The sequence below is a fragment of the Vibrio sp. TH_r3 genome (assembly GCF_033101115.1).
Lineage (GTDB): Bacteria > Pseudomonadota > Gammaproteobacteria > Enterobacterales > Vibrionaceae > Vibrio.
In genome coordinates this window covers 23,526-41,441 of the sequence record NZ_JAWMPW010000029.1, presented here as the reverse complement: position 1 = coordinate 41,441, position 17,916 = coordinate 23,526, and the positions used below count along the sequence as shown (strand labels likewise).

Annotated in this window: 18 protein-coding genes and 1 tRNA gene; 7 read left to right on the top strand and 12 right to left on the bottom strand. The window is 38.6% G+C overall.

What is annotated here, in order from left to right; translation table 11 throughout:
* The first annotated feature begins 95 nt into the window (after positions 1 to 95).
* Positions 96 to 183: transfer RNA gene (locus R3X26_RS16880), tRNA-Ser, on the top strand.
* A 113-nt stretch (positions 184 to 296) separates the two neighbouring features.
* Here R3X26_RS16880 and R3X26_RS16875 read toward each other — a convergent pair.
* The 7 genes from R3X26_RS16875 to lptM form a co-directional block, all read right to left on the bottom strand.
* Positions 297 to 1,271: a sensor domain-containing diguanylate cyclase gene (locus tag R3X26_RS16875; RefSeq protein WP_317718501.1), complete on the bottom strand. Its 975-nt coding sequence runs from the start codon at positions 1,269 to 1,271 to the stop codon at positions 297 to 299.
* Between the two features lie 174 nt (positions 1,272 to 1,445).
* Positions 1,446 to 2,162 carry a 5-amino-6-(5-phospho-D-ribitylamino)uracil phosphatase YigB gene (gene yigB, locus R3X26_RS16870; RefSeq protein ID WP_317718500.1) on the bottom strand — a complete coding sequence of 239 codons (717 nt, stop codon included), beginning with the start codon at positions 2,160 to 2,162 and terminating at the stop codon, positions 1,446 to 1,448.
* Entirely contained in the window at positions 2,163 to 3,089 is a 927-nt protein-coding gene (gene xerC, locus R3X26_RS16865) for a tyrosine recombinase XerC (RefSeq protein WP_317718499.1), read from the bottom strand.
* A complete protein-coding gene (locus R3X26_RS16860; RefSeq protein WP_317718498.1) occupies positions 3,064 to 3,771 on the bottom strand; it encodes a DUF484 family protein in 708 nt (235 codons plus the stop codon). Before R3X26_RS16860 ends, xerC begins: the two co-directional genes overlap by 26 nt.
* Before the next feature lie 29 nt (positions 3,772 to 3,800).
* The gene (dapF, locus tag R3X26_RS16855) at positions 3,801 to 4,631 is read right to left on the bottom strand and encodes a diaminopimelate epimerase (RefSeq protein ID WP_317718497.1); all 831 of its coding nucleotides are present in this window, start codon (positions 4,629 to 4,631) and stop codon (positions 3,801 to 3,803) included.
* Positions 4,632 to 4,640: 9 nt separating this feature from the next.
* Positions 4,641 to 5,894, bottom strand: a complete 1,254-nt coding sequence (gene lysA, locus R3X26_RS16850) for a diaminopimelate decarboxylase (RefSeq protein WP_317718496.1) — start codon at positions 5,892 to 5,894, stop codon at positions 4,641 to 4,643.
* Between the two features lie 21 nt (positions 5,895 to 5,915).
* On the bottom strand, positions 5,916 to 6,035 hold the full coding sequence (lptM, locus tag R3X26_RS19095; RefSeq protein WP_411572430.1) for an LPS translocon maturation chaperone LptM: 120 nt from the start codon (positions 6,033 to 6,035) through the stop codon (positions 5,916 to 5,918).
* 76 nt (positions 6,036 to 6,111) lie between these two features.
* On the opposite strand from lptM, the gene cyaY reads away from it, so the two are divergent.
* Positions 6,112 to 6,429: an iron donor protein CyaY gene (gene cyaY, locus R3X26_RS16840; protein WP_317718495.1), complete on the top strand. Its 318-nt coding sequence runs from the start codon at positions 6,112 to 6,114 to the stop codon at positions 6,427 to 6,429.
* A gap of 88 nt (positions 6,430 to 6,517) precedes the next feature.
* Here the strand turns inward: cyaY and R3X26_RS16835 are convergent, their stop codons facing one another.
* Complete coding sequence (locus tag R3X26_RS16835) at positions 6,518 to 9,052, bottom strand: class I adenylate cyclase (RefSeq protein ID WP_317718494.1); 2,535 nt, start codon at positions 9,050 to 9,052, stop codon at positions 6,518 to 6,520.
* A 350-nt stretch (positions 9,053 to 9,402) separates the two neighbouring features.
* Here R3X26_RS16835 and hemC point away from each other — a divergent pair, with 350 nt between their 5' ends.
* The 4 genes from hemC to R3X26_RS16815 are packed head-to-tail and all read left to right on the top strand — an operon-like array spanning position 9,403 to position 13,490.
* Positions 9,403 to 10,341, top strand: coding sequence for a hydroxymethylbilane synthase (gene hemC, locus R3X26_RS16830; RefSeq protein ID WP_317718493.1), 939 nt, complete (start codon positions 9,403 to 9,405; stop codon positions 10,339 to 10,341).
* 2 nt (positions 10,342 to 10,343) lie between these two features.
* Positions 10,344 to 11,087, top strand: a complete 744-nt coding sequence (locus R3X26_RS16825; RefSeq protein ID WP_317718492.1) for a uroporphyrinogen-III synthase — start codon at positions 10,344 to 10,346, stop codon at positions 11,085 to 11,087.
* Positions 11,088 to 11,091: 4 nt separating this feature from the next.
* Complete coding sequence (locus tag R3X26_RS16820) at positions 11,092 to 12,309, top strand: uroporphyrinogen-III C-methyltransferase (RefSeq protein ID WP_317718491.1); 1,218 nt, start codon at positions 11,092 to 11,094, stop codon at positions 12,307 to 12,309.
* The gene (locus R3X26_RS16815; protein WP_317718490.1) at positions 12,309 to 13,490 is read left to right on the top strand and encodes a heme biosynthesis protein HemY; all 1,182 of its coding nucleotides are present in this window, start codon (positions 12,309 to 12,311) and stop codon (positions 13,488 to 13,490) included. Before R3X26_RS16820 ends, R3X26_RS16815 begins: the two co-directional genes overlap by 1 nt.
* A gap of 161 nt (positions 13,491 to 13,651) precedes the next feature.
* Here R3X26_RS16815 and R3X26_RS16810 read toward each other — a convergent pair whose 3' ends face one another.
* The 4 genes from R3X26_RS16810 to R3X26_RS16795 form a co-directional block, all read right to left on the bottom strand.
* Complete coding sequence (locus R3X26_RS16810) at positions 13,652 to 14,248, bottom strand: tRNA-uridine aminocarboxypropyltransferase (RefSeq protein ID WP_317718489.1); 597 nt, start codon at positions 14,246 to 14,248, stop codon at positions 13,652 to 13,654.
* A 1-nt stretch (position 14,249) separates the two neighbouring features.
* Positions 14,250 to 15,275, bottom strand: a complete 1,026-nt coding sequence (locus R3X26_RS16805; RefSeq protein WP_317718488.1) for a hypothetical protein — start codon at positions 15,273 to 15,275, stop codon at positions 14,250 to 14,252.
* A gap of 136 nt (positions 15,276 to 15,411) precedes the next feature.
* The gene (locus tag R3X26_RS16800; protein WP_317718487.1) at positions 15,412 to 16,230 is read right to left on the bottom strand and encodes a Cof-type HAD-IIB family hydrolase; all 819 of its coding nucleotides are present in this window, start codon (positions 16,228 to 16,230) and stop codon (positions 15,412 to 15,414) included.
* Positions 16,231 to 16,372: 142 nt separating this feature from the next.
* A complete protein-coding gene (locus R3X26_RS16795; protein ID WP_317718486.1) occupies positions 16,373 to 17,338 on the bottom strand; it encodes an alpha/beta fold hydrolase in 966 nt (321 codons plus the stop codon).
* A 229-nt stretch (positions 17,339 to 17,567) separates the two neighbouring features.
* On the opposite strand from R3X26_RS16795, the gene R3X26_RS16790 reads away from it, so the two are divergent.
* On the top strand, positions 17,568 to 17,906 hold the full coding sequence (locus R3X26_RS16790; protein ID WP_317718502.1) for a metalloregulator ArsR/SmtB family transcription factor: 339 nt from the start codon (positions 17,568 to 17,570) through the stop codon (positions 17,904 to 17,906).
* Positions 17,907 to 17,916 lie beyond the last annotated feature (10 nt).

Below are 17,916 nucleotides of genomic sequence, written 5' to 3'. Positions count from 1 at the left end.
CTTTTATTCTTGTTTTTAGTTAATCTAGAAACAAAACTAATTAAAGTATATCTCTTGTAGAAGTAAATATAACTACTTTAATTAGAACAGTTTGCGGAGAGATGGCTGAGTGGCCGAAAGCACCTGACTTGAAATCAGGCGACGGGCGACCGTCCTAGAGTTCGAATCTCTATCTCTCCGCCATTATTTAAGCCCTAGTCTAACGACTAGGGCTTTTTTTGTACTTTAATTTTTACGAAAATCGAACATTATATTATTAAACAATATCTTCTCTATACAGATACTAGAGTTATCGTTTAATCGCAGACTTGATTTTTGCCGGTATTTTTTGCTCGAGTAAGTGCAATATTAACGGTCTGTAGCATTTGGTGATAAATTTCTTCAGGTGTGAGGTCAATACCTGCAATACTTTTTTCACCGAAAGTGGCGACACCCACACACACAGTTACTTTATTTGATGGTAAAGTTATTGACTCTTGTACGCCTATTTTTAGTCTGTTTGATGCTAATTCGGCTTGTTTATGGTTGGTATTGAACATTAAAACTATAAACTTATCGCCATCAAATCGTCCTATAATATCACTGTCTCTGGCGACATCTTTAAGTGTTGCTGTTATCTGCATCAACACTTTATTCCCTTCTAATCGCCCTAGTTGCTCGTTAATTTGTTTGAAATTATCGACGTCAACCATCGCGAGAGATATGGGCATATGTTCTCTGGCAGCAATCAATAAGTGTTGTGAAAATATCTCTTGTAATGCAACGCTGTTGTATAAAGAAGTGAGTTCATCGTATCTAACCAGTTTTTCTAGCTGTAGTTTTTGCTTTATTAGGAGAGCTTCGGCTTGCTTCAATTGAGTAATATCCGTTTGTGTAACAAGTACTTTATTGGCATTTCTATTGTCGCCTGCAATACTTATTCCGCGACATTTTACCCAGACAGTCGAACCATCTTTATGTGAATATCTGGTTGTTGTCTCGAAAGGAATACTTGGGTTATTACAATGTATTTCGATGTTATGCAGTAATGTTTGCAAATCATCTTTATGAATCACTTTATGCAAATGGGATATTGGGTCAGAATTTTGTTCTGTTTCGTAACCAAGATTTGTCCAAAACCAATCGTTTATCCATAGCTGATTGTTTTTTTCTATGCTACTTATAAGTACACCATCGAAACATGTATCTTGAAATAATTTGAATAAGTCAGGATGTTTCAGAAAAATAGGCTCAAGTTGTTGTTCTAAATCGTTCGGTTCTGTTGGTTCCATATGACAGACTCATGTATTGGTTCGAAATATATATTTAATTATATTAACGATAATTTTATCTAAAGTAATAAAAACCCTACATTTTATTATTAATTTTTGGATAAGGTACAAAGTTCCGTGACTGACTTATGTTGCCTAGTTATCACAATTTGAATGAATGCGATCCAACTTAAACTACAGAAACTCCGTTAATTCATTGATATGTTCGATTTCTATGTCTGGTAATACATTAATTTTACTTTGTATATTAAGTGGCGATTTAAGTGTATTGATCCAACATGTAGTATATCCGCTTTGCTTTGCTCCACTAACATCTGAAATCAGGTGATCGCCTATATGTAATATGTTCTGTTTAGGTAAGTTAAGCTGTTTGGCTGCAGTGGAAAACATATCTGAGTAGGGTTTTGACCTGCCATCAGGACCAGCTTGCAATACAAAGTCAAAATAGTCGCTTAGTCCTATTTTTTCAACGTTGACATTACCATTAGTGATCGCGACTAAGGGATATTTTTTGGCCAAAGCTTTTAACGTTAGATGAGAATCGTTGGGTACATCGACCTGATTCCTTAGCCATAGAGCGTATTCTATTCCTACTTGAGCAGCGTTTTTAGCTTGTAGGTCACTATATCCCAATTGCTTTAATCCAAATTCAATTTGAGTTTGTCTCAACTTGGTTACATCATGCACTAAGCTAGGAATAGACGATGCGAGTTCAAGTTTTATCGTATGCCACTGCTGTCGTGATAGTGTTTTTGAAACAGGATGGTTCGAGTGTAACCACATTTCCATTTCGCTTTCTACTTTCATTATTACTGGGTGGTTATCGTATAAAGTGTCATCAAGATCAAAACTCAATGCTTTAATAGAATTAAAACTTCGATAGATATGCATTTATTTCTCTTTTTTCTTATGAGCTCGAGGATGAGCCTTATCGTATTCTTGAGCCAAATGCTGGAAATTTAAATGTGTGTATACTTGTGTTGTTGATATGTTCTCGTGTCCCAGCAACTCTTGAACCGCTCTAAGGTTACTACTTGATTCTAGTACATGAGTAGCGAATGAATGCCTTAATTTGTGTGGGCTTATGTGGCTAGAAATTCCTTGTTTTAACCCCCACTGTTCCATTCTTTTTTGTACATTCCTTGCTGATATTCGTTTGCCAAGTTTTGAAACAAATAACGCAGGTTCGTCACTTTTGAGTAGAGCAGGCCTGACAGCTAACCACTTACTGACGCTTTGTTTGGCATGACCAGAAAACGGTACTTTCCGCTCTTTGTTTCCTTTACCAATAACTCTGATCTCACCATCATTGTTGCTAATATGCTTTACATCTAAATTAATTAATTCTGCGAGACGAATACCTGTCCCATACATGAGTTCCATCATCGCTCGGTCACGTACAGATAATGGATCACTGTCATCTACTTCAAGTAATTGTCCAATCTCATCTACATCTAGATTTTTAGGCAATGGCTTTTGTCGTTTTGGAGTCGAAACCCCTTTTGCTGGATTGGCTGTTAATTCATTGCGTAAAATCAAGAAGTCAAAAAAGGACCGAAGAGAAGATAATCGAGTGGCTAGGCTACTCGACTTGATTCCTTGTCTCATCCCTTTACTTGCAACTTGACGAACCCAAGCTGCATCGACTTGCTGCCAGTTTTCTACTCCTAGCTCAAACAATTGAATAGCGATGATCTCTAGTTGTTTCTGATAATTTTTTTGGGTGTGCAGACTAAGCCCTTTCTCAGTTCTTAAGTATTCATAGAACTGAGAAAGAGGATCCGTGAGGCATTTAGGCAGATGTGTGATTGAGGACATTGCTAGATTGTGGTTTATTATCCCACTTCAATAGGGTGACTAAATGAGATACAACGACAGCTAAGTGGCGCAAAAACAGAGTATCCATCATAGGTTGAAAATGACCGCCATCATCACTTGAGAAAGCGATTATCCCTAATGGCTTTTCAGTTTGTAAAGGTAAAATCACAAACGATCCGAGCTCAGGGTATGAGTTATTTTTAAATAACAGATTACGGTCTGCTTTGTTTAACCGGCCCAGATAAACGTTTTTACCATTGAAGTGATTAATAGCAAATCGTTGCCAGTCTTCACTACTAATTTGGTATTTTTCGTTATCATCATTAATCAGTTTGAAGTAAGCCGTTAGAGATAAGTCGTTGGCTAGTCTCTTTATTGCTTCTACAACTTGGTTTAACGTATCACATTTAAGCAAGGTTTCTTGAAGACTCATAAAACGATGAAAATGTTGTCCATTATTAGCGGCTATCGACATTAGCTGGGTGATTTCTTCTTCTAATTCGGTAATTTTCTGCCTTTGACGTTGTAGCTGAATTTCAACTAATGAAACGGCGCCTTGTTGGCGAATAGGCAGCGACATTTTTTCGACCAACTCTTGTCGTGTGCTGAAAAAGTCTGGGTGATCGAGTAGATACTCAGCTACAATTTCTGCCGTTACCCTATTTTTTTCAATTAATGACAAAATAATTCCTCTACTTTTATGTCAATAAATTAACAGGTTAGTTGTCCGTCATACACGTGTGTTGCGGGGCCTGTCATATATAGAACATGTCCCGGGCCTTTCCACTCAATAAGTAAATCTCCACCCGGAAGGTGAACATTTACTTTTTCATCTAGCAAGCCTTGCGATATCCCAACTGCAACCGCACCACAAGCGCCACTACCGCACGCTTGTGTTTCACCTGCACCTCTTTCATAGACTCGAAGATTAACCTCTTGTCTGTCTAAGACCTGCATAAAGCCAGCGTTAACTTTTTCAGGAAATCGTTCATAGGACTCTAATAAAGGGCCTAAAGTCTCTACATTAGCTGTCTGTATATCATCGACCACGGTGACAACATGTGGATTTCCCATGCTCACAGCACCACAAAATAAAGTCTGGTCATTCACTCGTATTATATACGTTTTCTCAGCTTGTTTGGCTTTGAATGGAATTTTACTTGGTTCAAAAATGGGCTCGCCCATATTGACCTTTACCAAGTCATCTTCTTCAATATTCAGAACCATTTTGCCTTTTTTTGTACTGACTCCTATGCTGAATTTATTGGTGAGGCCTTTCATGCGGACAAAGCGAGCGAAACACCTTGCACCGTTGCCGCATTGCTCTACTTCGCTTCCGTCAGCATTAAAAATACGATAGTGGAAATCAGTTTCAGGATCATAGGGTGCTTCGACAACCAAGAGTTGATCAAATCCGACCCCTGTATTTCTATCGGCTAATCGACGGATAAGATCGGGTGAAAAAAACATATTTTGAGTAATGCAATCAACGACCATAAAATCGTTGCCTAGACCGTGCATTTTAGAAAAATGGAAATGCATGTTATTTAATTACTCCGGTAAAATATGTTCGTCACGCCAAAGGTCGATATATTCTTCACGTTTACGAACCAGATGCGTTTTCTGTCCGTCTACCATTACCTCAGCTGCGCGTCGACGTGCATTATAGTTAGATGACATGGAGAAGCCGTATGCCCCTGCAGATCGAATTGCCAACAAATCACCTTGTTGTAATACTAGCTCACGATCTTTACCTAAGAAATCACCGGTTTCACAAATAGGGCCTACGATGTCATAGGTTGTTGACTCACCATCTCTTGGCGAAACAGGAACAATATTTTGCCAAGCTGAATAAAGTGATGGTCGCATCAAGTCGTTCATCGCCGCATCAACAACGGCAAAGTTTTTAAATTCAGTGTGTTTTAGGTATTCAACTTTGGTTAGCAAAATACCTGCATTTGCTGCAATGGCTCGTCCAGGTTCAAAAATAAGCTCAAGATCAGAGTGATTTGATAATCGAGCGAGTAAAGCTTTCGCATAATCAGAAGGCTGAGGAGGTAACTCATCTTTATATACTACGCCTAGGCCTCCACCCACATCTAAGTGTTTTATATGGATGCCATCTGCAATAAGTTGGTCTATAAGTGCTAAAAGACGATCGGTGGCGTCGATAAACGGATCAATATCCGTAAGCTGAGAGCCGATATGGCAATCAATACCTTGTACATTTAGATTAGGTAAGCTGTTTGCAAAACGATAAACATCTGGAGCACGATCAAATGCGATACCGAACTTATTGTCACGCAAGCCTGTAGAAATATACGGGTGAGTTTTAGCGTCGACATCAGGGTTAATGCGTAAAGAGATAGGAGCAATAACACCCATTGACTCGGCAACTGCATTCAGTCTTTCAAGTTCTGGTTCAGATTCGACGTTAAAACATTTAATGTTTAGTTCAAGCGCTTTTTTCATTTCATCGACGGTCTTACCTACGCCAGAAAAAACGATTTTAGATGGGTCTCCACCGGCTGCGATAACACGTTGTAACTCACCACCTGAAACAATATCAAAACCAGAACCTAAACGAGCTAGGCTGTTTAATACCCCTAGGTTTCCATTTGCTTTCACCGCATAACAAACAAGGTGAGGGTGTGCGCCAACCGATTTATCAAACGCGTTCCAGTGCCTTTCTAGTGTCGCACGGGAATAGACGTATAGAGGGGTGCCGTATTGTTTCTCTAAAGCGATTAAGGAGACGTCTTCAGCCCACAGCTGGCCATCATCCTGATAATTAAAATAATCCAATGGTTTGTTTCCTTAAATATATTACGATTGCGATTGGTCGCTCTGTGGTGCGTCTGCTGGAATATAGAGTGCTCCAGTGTTTCCACAACCGGTTAAACCTAATGTAGATAACAAACAAAGTAGTGCGATAGTCTTTTTCATTATGCAATTCGTGATTATTGATTCAATGCCCCCTATAATCGCACTACTAATAAGAAAAGCAATAGGATAGAGCAGGATGAATGATACTGAATATCATCAAATAGTCGATGCCGTGTTCACCAGATTAGAAGAAGCGATCGATGAATCTGGAGCCGACATTGATTATGAGATAGTTGGCAATGTTATGAATTTAGAATTTGATGATAGAAGTCAAATAGTTATAAACAAGCAAGAGCCAATGAAAGAGATTTGGTTAGCATCAAAATCTGGTGGTTTCCATTTCTCTTACGTCAATGAAAAATGGATTTGCTCGAAAACAGGAGTAGAATTTTTCTCATTTGTAAAAAATGAATGTAATAAACAGTCGAGCGAAGAGATTGAATGGGAGGAATAAAACAGGTTTGAACAGCGGTTATCGTGTTCAGTTAAATTGTTTAGAAAAATAATTTAACTGAGCATCGCTTTAGTGTGTTTACTTATTTCTATGCATTTACCGCTTTAGATGGTTTGGATTGAATCGCGTTATCGTTGCGATACGGTGCTACATAGCTGTTGCTTTCGCCATCTTCCGGGTGAATGATTTGATAATATTGCGGCAAATTAAAATTGATCAAACTATTGTCTGTAAATACGGAATCGTGGCTTGAGGTATAAAAACGATTAATGTTGTTAATTGTGTCATCTTTGCTGCCGTTGAACTGATGGTAAACCTCAACAGAATTTTCTTCATCTAAAACATAAATATTAAAACCGTCAGTAGTGTCTTCAAAAAAGAATTGTACTAATCCCTCACTCGCATAACTGTCTACCACCGACGGCAACTGATAATCGCTTTCTTTATCAAGTAAAGCTAATGGCGAACCTTTAAGTTTATTGGTAGAAATGCTGCGATAAAAATCGATAGAGTTTTCTAGCTTTTGGACTGATACTCCCCGTCTTTCGAAGAAAAGACCGAACATCTTATTGGCAATTTTTATTGCTTTAAATTTACGATGAGTTTGTTCTTCTACTGGTTTTAGACGCATATCTATACATTCAGCAAGAAGTTGATAAACGGTATTTCTAATGATGCCTCGTAAGTTTTTACTGTAGCAAAAAACATCAACCGATTCTGGTGGAAGCGCGTCTTGGTGCATTTTGGCTAGAATGGTTTTTAGTGCGGTTAAAATCGAACTATCACCCGTAAAATGCATAGTACGCACTTCGTGCCATGAGTTGCGATAAACTAAATCAATACTGCCAACTAAGCTTATTGCTTCTTGACCAAAGCTAAATATATCAATGTTTTTAACATCTATTTTGAGAGAACGAGGATTTAATTGACTACTCGGATCATTTTCAAAATTAATGAACATAGCCAGTTGGCTTATTTCGCAAGGGCTGCCTAACGCCTGCATTGAAGGGCGACGTTTTCGTAAAGAAAAAGTATTTCGCAGATCACTTACCATTTGATAAAACTTATCTATGTCAATTTGTGCATTTCTAACAACAGAATGCAATCGTGTTGATTCAGTAATTAAGCCATTAAAAAAAGACCATGAAACTAACTTGCTCAAATATTCATTATGCTCAAGACTTTTTGAGCCTATAAGTTTGTGGGCGACCAGTGGTTGCTTATAAAGATACCAACCGGCGGGATTACTATGGCCTTGAGGAACTTGGATAAAACTGAGATCAGGCTCGTGTAAATCTGGTGATATTTGAGGATTCAACAAGGTCACTTTACCAGGTAATACCTCAAAAGCCGCATAGAGCTTTCTGGCCAGAATACTGATATCTTGAGGACTTATGGCGGAAGTAATGTCATTTCGTCGAGCAAATTGGATTAAGTTTCGATAACTTAGCATTAACGCATCAAGCAATCCATCGTGAACCACTTTGACTTGTTCAACTTTCCAATTACGGCGATTATCTAACTGCTTAATGACCTCTTCATTCCAGTTCCAGTGCTTGGTCATTTTGCCTAAAGCTTCACGACGCCATTCAACAGAGCCTGGGCCTGGTGTGCGGGAGAGTTTTTCATGCGTTTTAAGATAAAAGCAGCGTCGCACCAAGTCTAAACGAGTGTGATCGTTAATGCGTTCTAAATAAGTGGTGACTTTGTCAAGCATGAGATAATAAGAATCCATGCCGTACAAATCGGGTTGGTAAGCAAAAAATCGGCGTTTACTGTCGACACTTAATAGTTGAGTATTGGGGTATTCCCAAGAATAAGCTTCTAAAAGAATGGCTTTTAATACGGATTTATAAGGTGAATCAATGCTTTTATACAATTGCCACAAATTTGAACCAAAATACTCTTCCGCTGGGATTCGGTTTAACTCACCGAAGTCGATCCAATCCTGGCAATTAATGTGTCCATTGGCACATAATTGATCGACATATTCTTGGTAACACTCTTCCATTTCAGGAGGAACGATTTGCCAGAGTAACCGCTGGCCAGCTAGGCGTACAGCAGAGCGATAAAATTCATCGAGCAAGAGTAAATGTTGAGAGGAGCCGCAGTTTTCACCCGTCATTTCCTCAGAGTAATTATTCCTGAAGCGCTCTTCATCCATTAAAAAGAAATTTGCTTCTACACCAAGGTTTTTGGCCCATTCAGTAATTAGTAGGCATTTATTACTAAGATGAGAACGTTCATCGTGGCTCATTTTAGGGGAGACACAAACCCATACATCTAAGTCACTTGATGTACTTTGCCCAATAGAAGAGGTACTGCCCATCGTGTAAAGCCCTAAAATAGGCGTATCGTTTCCTGGCAGAATAGCTTCTTGTTGAGTGGAGGCGGCTTGTTTAATAAACTGTTTTTGTGTGTCGTTTTGTTCTAAAGAATGAACACCGTATGGGACGGGTTTATTGTAATAGCCTGGGATAGCAGGGTTATTATAATGAAGAAGCGTTGGAATTAAATTGAAAACTTGCTTGGCTTGTTGATCCATAATCGCCAGCGCACGTTCGATACGCTGCCGGTTCAGATAGTCAATTCTACTGATAATGGTTTGAATATAAGCCCGCAAGGTAGTTCCTTGATTTGATAAATTCTGTTCTGTTTTTATTCTTTATGACATACAAAACGTGATCAATCTAACATTTTTTACTCAAAAAGTAAAGATATCGCCATTTGGAACGGATATCGCTTGATTTCATTATTTAGGTTATTCATGTAGGTAAAGATTAAGTCCACCAGAATAAGCAAGATGAATCTAAGTGTAACCATAGTTGGGATGAGTATCACATATTTTTTGTCAAAAATAAGAGAAAGAAGCACAATTTATCAGACCTAATAACATTCGATATATGTCATTTACTTTGGATGGTAGGATGATAGTACAGTTGTTAATTAATAAGTAAATATTCGGAATTTTTCATGAAAGATAGTACCCCCGTAAGAATTGCCACTCGTAAAAGCCCTCTCGCTTTATGGCAGGCGTATTATGTTAGAGACGCTCTACAAGCTGCGCATCCAGGTTTAGAGGTCGAGTTGATTACCATGGTGACAAAAGGCGATATCATTCTTGATACACCATTGGCAAAAGTTGGCGGGAAAGGGTTATTTGTTAAAGAGCTTGAGTTAGCCATGTTAGAAGGACGTGCTGATATTGCGGTTCATTCCATGAAAGATGTTCCAGTTGATTTTCCTCAAGGGCTTGGCCTGGTTACTATTTGTGAGCGAGATGACCCAAGAGATGCTTTCGTTTCTAATACTTATGGCTCTATTGATGAATTGCCTTTGGGATCGGTTGTGGGAACTTGCAGTTTACGTCGTCAGTGTCAGTTAAAAGAAGCACGCCCAGATCTCGTTATCAAAGAACTGCGTGGTAATGTTGGGACTCGTCTCGGTAAACTGGATGCAGGTAATTATGATGCGATTGTGTTAGCCGCCGCTGGCTTAAAACGATTAAAACTTGAAGAAAGAATTAGAGCTTACATAGAGCCAGAGCAGTCTTTACCTGCTGTAGGCCAAGGTGCGGTAGGTATTGAATGTCGTGTCGATGATGAGCGTATTATAAATCTATTAAAACCATTAAATCATACCGACACACAAGACCGTGTTTTATGCGAGCGTGCAATGAATTTAACTTTAGAGGGTGGATGTCAGGTTCCTATTGGTAGTTATTCATTACTCGATGGTGATCAAATATGGCTGAGAGCGTTAGTTGGCGAACCTGACGGCAGTAAAATTGTCCGTGGTGAAATTCGTGGTGACCGCAATAATGCAGAAAAACTTGGTGTTCAATTAGCTAATCAGTTACTTGCTGATGGTGCCAAAGATATTCTTGATAAATTGTATAGTGAACATGAATAAAAATGGCAGTGCTGATAACAAGACCAAGTCCTGATGGTGAACAATTATGTGGTGAACTGCGCTCTATAGGCATAGCGGTGATATATCAGCCATTGATTACTTTTTCATCAGGTCAGGATTGTGATCATGTTGCCAACTTACTGAAAGAGGCTAATTTTGTGATTGCTGTCAGTAAACCCGCGGTTGAGTGGGCGAATAAAACCTTGCAATTTCAACGGCAATTTTGGCCTGATTCGATCTGTTATCTTGCGATTGGTCAAAAAACTGCGGATAAATTAAGCGAAGTGACGGCTCAGAAAGTACACTGTCCTGAAGTGAGCGATAGTGAGCATTTATTAATTCTACCTCATCTTCAACAAATTAATAATGCTAGAGTAGTCATATTGAGAGGGAACGGAGGAAGGGAAACCATCCGAACCGTCTTAGAACAAAGGGGGGCAAATGTCGAGTATTGTGAAGTCTACCAACGTCAACCGCTTTTATTTGATGGACACTCTAGTGTTAAAAGTTGGAAAAACAACAATGTTACTCAAATAGTGTTGACCAGTGGCGATCAATTGAGCTACTTCTTTAATAAGATACCTAAAGAAGAACATGAATGGCTTTTGAGACAAAGACTGATTGTGCCAAGTAATAGAGTATCAGAATTGGCAAAACAACTTGGATTTCGTAACATAACGGTTTCGGGAAGTGCATCGAACCCCGATTTAGTCGCTGTCATTCAGCAGCAATGCACAACAGGATAAGTACATGACAAGTAAAGATAACGGGCAAAAAGAACCTGAAAAAAAAGACGAAGCGATAATTGATGATAAGCCGAAAAAGGAAAAAACAGATTCTGGTTCTTTGGATTCTAAAGTTAGCGTTAATCCAGAAGCGGAAAAAGAAAAAGTAGATATTGACGAAACTACGGTTAAACCTGTTGAATTTGAAGAAAAACAGGGTAAGCGTGGAGTTAAGTTAGGGACGATAGCGATTATTATCTCTCTCTTTTTTGCTGGTGGTGGTGCTTTTGCTTTTTATCAACAAAATATCCAGCATCAGTCTCAGTTGGCTCAACTGGAAGCCAAAATTGCCAATATGAACAATCAGCTTGAGCAACGGGTTACATCGGTCGAAGCCGCGACAGAAAGCAAAGTTTCGGCGGCATACAACAAAGCAGAAACAGAGTTAATCCAACAAAGCGAAAGTATAAAAAGCCTACAAGTGGCACTTACTGATGTACAAGGCCGACGTCCAAACGATTGGTTATTAGCCGAATCCGATTATCTAGTAAAACTCGCAGGTAGAAAACTGTTCTTAGAGAAGGACGTAGTGAGTGCAACTAAATTAATGGAAAGTGCTGATCAACGAATTTCAGTGCTAAATGATCCAAGTTTAGTTCCATTACGCCAAGAAATGGCCAAAGACATCACCACACTTAAATCTGTGCCCTTAATAGATAAAGATGGGTTAGCATTACGACTCATTAGTTTGCAACAGCAAATCGATGTTTTACCATTAGCGAATGCAATTTTGCCTGATGCACCAATTGTTGAAGATAAAGAAATATCAACAGATATCTACGACTGGCAAGATAACCTACTAACATCGTTAAAAGATTTTTCTGAGCAATTTATTACTTTCCGTACTCGCGAAGGCAACGTGATCCCTTTGCTTGCTCCAGAGCAACATTATTACTTGAAAGAGAATGTTAAAGGTAAAATCGAAACAGCCATTCGTGCTATCTATAATGAAAACCAAGCGATTTATGAAAATTCATTAAAAACCGCAGATGAATGGGCGATGCAATTCTTCAAGTTAGATGATCCTGCCGTCAAACAGTTTAATAAATCTATACAGCAACTTGCGCGCCAAAATGTAGAAGTTAATTACCCAATAAAACTTGTTTCACAAAAAGCGTTGAAAGATGTTATCAATGAGCGCCTTCGTCGCCAAGTCACCAGTATGACAGCGGAGGAACAATAATGATTCGAGCGATCTTTCTTTTTTTGGTGCTGGGTATTGGGTTGTTTGTCGGTACGCAGTTTTCTGGGCAGCAAGGTTACGTTCTCATTTCAATCGCAGATACTACGGTTGAAATGAGCGTTACGACTATGGTTATCTTTATTGTTGCATTATTGGCGTTGCTGTTTGGTTTGGAATATCTAATTAAAAAGACCATGAGTATGAGTAGTACCACTTGGAATTGGTTCAGTGTTCGAAAGCTAAAACGTGCTCGACGCAATACCAACGAAGGTATTATTCGATTACTAGAAGGTGATTGGCAAACAGCCGAGAAAAAAGTAACGCGATGGGCGAACCATCATGATATGCCCTTGTTGTGTTATCTCATTGCATCTGAAGCGGCTCAAGAAATGGGTGATAACAACAAAAGAGAAAAATACTTGCAGCTAGCAGAAAAGCAAGATAACTCTAGATTAGCCGTACAGCTGACTAAAGCTCGTCAACAAGTCCGTGAGCAAAATTTTGACCAATCGCTTGAAATTTTAACAGGGTTGCAGGTTGATCATAGCAGCAATCCATTGGTGCTTAATTTATTAAAAATTACGTATATCAATTTAAAACTATGGCAACCACTGCAAGATATTTTACCTAAATTGTTAAAATGCAACTTAATTGACGCAGAAGAACAATACAAACTTAGTCAGCAAGCTTATTGTGGAATGTTAGAAGAGGTAGCACAATCGGAAGGAAGTAAAGGCGCGGTTTCCTTATGGAATAGTTTACCTCGTAAAGTGAAACGTAGTGCTGAGGTTGTTGCCTGTTTAGCTAGGCAGTTAATTGCCAGACAAGCTGATTCAGAAGCTTATACCTTGGTGTTAGAGTCATTGAAAAAGCATCATGATGATGCTCTTATTGAGCTTATTCCAGAGATGAACCTTTCAGATAACTACCCAGCTATTGTGATGTTACAAGGTATGATCAAGAAAAACGAACAAGATGCTGCTGCTCATAGTGCATTGGGCAAGCTATTTTCTCGTAATGAAAAATGGACCGAAGCTCAAGGGCATTTGGAAAAAGCATTATCGATAAGGGAGAATGTTTCCGATTATGCCAACCTAGCTATTGTTCTTGAAAAACAAGATTTGACTCATGCAGCAAATGATGTTTCTAGACAAGCCTTAACGCTAATTAGTGCTAATTAATTAGCACTACAAAGGGTTCGATAGATAATTTGTTTTATAAAAAGTAAGCATTTTTATCATGCCGTTTCAAGGCCTGATTTGGGTATGTTATCCGAGTCAGGCCTTTTCATTTAACCGAATCAAAGACTCTCTTTATCAAAAGTAAAAGTGTGGCAACGGCATTATAAACGGTGCTTGTTTTTATCTGCCTTGTATGTGTTGAGATACAAATGAAAAAAATCATCCAATTTTTTCGCATTATCACTTTCACCTAGCAAATGCAGTAGCTCTGTGACGGTTTCACATGTACATAAATTACCATCTTGCTGATTTCTACGTAGAGTATAGGCGGAGTTATTTACTGGTAGTAAATGCGTTGTCACTAGAGATTGCAGCCACGGGCTTTTACGAACCATTTTTTTTGCTTCCTGCCAAGTAGAGTCTAGGATAATAAACAATGAAGCTTTTCCACTATGGTGGATTGTTTCTTGACTGATTGGCTGGCTTTCATTATTGGGAAAGAGCAATACAGTATTATATTGCTTGTCGGCAATGAGTTTAAGGAGAGCTTGTGGTGGATTGACTCTATCCCAAGTAAAACTGAGGCAACTTGAGAGGCTTTGTTGCACCAGTTTGCCCGTATTAGTTAAACGATAATGTTCATTTGGGTGCAGCAAAAGTACAAACTGGCTTGTGCTGATTAAATTGGGTGAATACTGACAAATACAATTGAAGTGAAAGCCGCATTTTGGACACGGCTTTTTATTTATATTAGACATTCTATGGTGTGTTCTTGTACAGAACCAATCCACCATTGGCTATTGGATAAACTTTTCCTGTCACCTTTTCATATTCTGCAATAAGTTGATTACCTTTGAGTGTAAATAATCGCTCTGCAACTAACCGTTGTCCTTGGTGATGGGTCATAACCACTTGCACCTGATCAGTGTTGAGCTCTTGCCAGAATCCAGACTCTGTAGTAGGTAAGCCAGTCGCATATGAATAGGTAGTGGTGGCAGTATGGTCCGGGTTTAACTGTAACTCAACATCGAACCCAGAGGTGTAAGTACTGGTAGCAACATACGTGTTAGCCCACTTTAACGTAGCGTCTTGATTGGCTAAGGTCGCACAGCCATTCTTGGTTGTGTCGTTATTTTCAAGCGACGATGTCCAACCATATAAACTGTCGCTCATAGAATCGGTGCATAATTCTTTGGTAATAGTTAGTTGGCCTTGATCAAAATGATAAGTACGTTCAGTTGGATTTAATCGTGTTGAGGACAATGATAATCCGCGTTCATCAACGCCTAATTGCTGATAGCGGGTCTTTTCATCACTAAACTCAATTGACCAAAAAGGCTCATTGCCGAATGCTTTAGTTGAACGATAAGGTTGATCGCAACGTTCAACATTTTCAACTGTAAGAACATTGATTCCAGAAACAATAAAACGGGCAGCAAAATCACTATCGAAGCCAGCAATGGATGTTTTCTCTAAATGACCGATAAATTCAGCGTAGATGGGTTGGTAAGGGTCAGAGGTGAGATTCGTTGCTTGATTAAGTAAATTGGGGTCTACTTCTAGCCAATATTGCTGATTACTTCCACAAGCAACAAAGCTTTGAGTTTCGTGGCCGAGTATCGCCGTACCTCGCATTATAAAGGTTGGAGCGAGAGGTGTTTCAACCTCTGAGAGTTGGACAAGGTTACTCGATCCTGTTATCTGTTCAATTTGTTGTGGTGAAGATGAACAAGCTTGAATCAAGCCTACTAATGCGATAGCAACTGATTTATGCAATAAACTCATAACAGAACCCTATTTTATTTAAATTATCGGTTAGTGATATAGACATATCTATTTCAATAGATTAACCAATATAAAATTTATTATCTAATGAAAAAAGACACGGTTTGTATTATTAATTCAATGTTAAGACATTGAATTAAAACAAGTGCTTTTTAAGGTAATGTGCAACAGCATGATGCTCATTAGAGCCGATGACTTCGTTGTTTGGTAGCGCTTTTTTTACTTTCTCATGTGATGTTTGCATAACCAATCCTTTTCCTGCCATAGATAACATTTCGACATCATTCATTCCATCACCAAAAGCAATGCATTTATCTAGTGAAGAACCAATAGAATCTGCTACTGCTTTGAGTGCTTCTCCTTTCGATACCCCATATGCTATGACCTCTAGACACCAAGGCGTTGAAAATACAACACTGATACGTCCGGCAAATTGTTTATTGAGCTTATCTTCGAAAGTAACTAAATAATCATGATCGGGGTAGGTGAAAAATAGCTTTGCAATACCGGTTGTTGGAGCTTGCTCGACATCAAAAACGGTATAGTGAAATCCTGAATCTTTGTGATATTTTTTGATTTCTTCATCTTCTTGATTCATAAGCCAAGAATCATTTTGATAGATGTGAATACGAATTTTGGGATCTTTTTTAATGATATCGACAATTGGTTGAACTAGGCTTTCATCTAAGTTTTTGCTGTACATTAAATCGTCTTTCTGATTATGCACTCGAGCGCCATTTGATGTGATCATATAAGCAGGTATCCCTACTTGCTTACGCATTTGTGCTACATCTACATGATGACGCCCAGTAGCAAATACAAAGGTATAACCTTTTTCGTGCAATTCTTTCAAGGTTTGTTTACTAAAGGTACTTAACTGGTGATCTGGAGCGAGAAGTGTGCCATCTAGATCTGAGGCAACAATTTGAAAAGATTGATTTTTGATTACGTTCATAAAACTCTTCTTTGGATTAAATGATTTAAGCGCATGTAGTTTAGGGCAAAACGGTATAGAAAAAGAGGGTAAAGTTAGTGGTGTTCTTTTCCCTATTTATATCGAACTTTAGTGTTTATAAAATTGTTTATAATTTTGAAAATTAATGATTATTAAGAAATTGTTCCAGTTTTTTCAGTGCGATATCTCTTATTTCATCACGTTCGAATAGGACTTCGTGCTGGCTTTCTTTTATTGTTTCTAGAACGACATCTGCGTTGGTTTTCATTAATGCGGAGATAAATGTTATTTGATCATTGTTGCACACAACCACATCTTTTTCTGCTTGTAATAATAATATTGGAATTGTGATTTTATTTGTATTCTTCAGGCATTCTTTTGCTGCCGTTAAGCTTTGCCATACCCAACATGCGCTTGGACCGCCTAATTTTAGTTGTGGCATTTGTTCGTAAAGGTGTCTAAACCAGGCATAGCGAGTTGGACAAGATGTTAACGCATTGGTAGAAAAATCTTTGGCTTTGTATGTTGTGTTTTTGGTTAAATACCGAGGAACCGCTGAACAATGACTGATTAGATTAGCCCAATAGGGGGCGATCATTTTAATAAACGGAGACAAATGAACACCGAGCATCGGTGCGCTTAAAAGTAATCCATCAAAATTATGTGTGGGAGTTGTTTGTATATAACGTATAGATATTGCCCCTCCCATAGAATGAGCTAACATAAAACGTTTTTTGTAACGCTTTAAATCAAAGCTATCGATTAATGTTCTTGCGTCTGTAATGTAATCAGAGAAACGATTGACGTGGCCAATTTGTTGGTCTTCGGTCAGCCTATCCGATAGACCTTGCCCTCGATGATCAAATGAGTAAATGTCATAACCTAGAGTAAATAGATGATAAAAAATCTCCTGATATTTCCATACGGTTTCCACTCGACCATTCATAATTACGATGGCTTTTTCATGTTGTGGATCGGTGAGAGACACCCAAAATAATTTCTTCCCTGCCACTCCTTCTACATATCCTTGCTCTCTTTGTTGCCAAAGTTGTGTAACTTCATTATCCATCATTGTTTGATAGTCGGTGTGGTGGGCTGTTTTCTTCATACTTATAACTGCCTATAGGTTTCGTTTTGGTGCCGCTACTTAACGGAGAACAAAATTAGCATACCATTCATGATCACTGGTTGAAATTGCAGAATTATTTTCTCAGCGTATTTGGCGGTATTTTTTAATGTTTCAATGGATATGAAGATTTGATGACAATTTTTGTTCAAGGTTGTTTTGTTGGTTTAGTTGTATAAGATATACGTATATGCATATATGGGGTGTGGTGATGTTGCCTAATCAATTTTTTAAAATGTTGTCAGATGAAACCAGGGTTCGCTGCTTGCTTTTAATTGCTCGAGAACAAGAACTGTGCGTTTGTGAGTTAACTCACGCATTGCAAGAGAGTCAACCGAAGGTATCACGTCATTTGGCACAGCTACGTCAATCTGGGATTTTGCAAGATCAACGAAAGGGTCAGTGGGTCTATTATCGAGTGGCTGATAATTTACCTGGCTGGCTACAGAAAATTATCGACGGATTGAAACAATCAAACTGTTTAATGGAACAGTATAAAACAGATATTGAGCATTTAAATGCAATGAAGAATCGTCCCGATCAATGCTAAATGTGTTTTT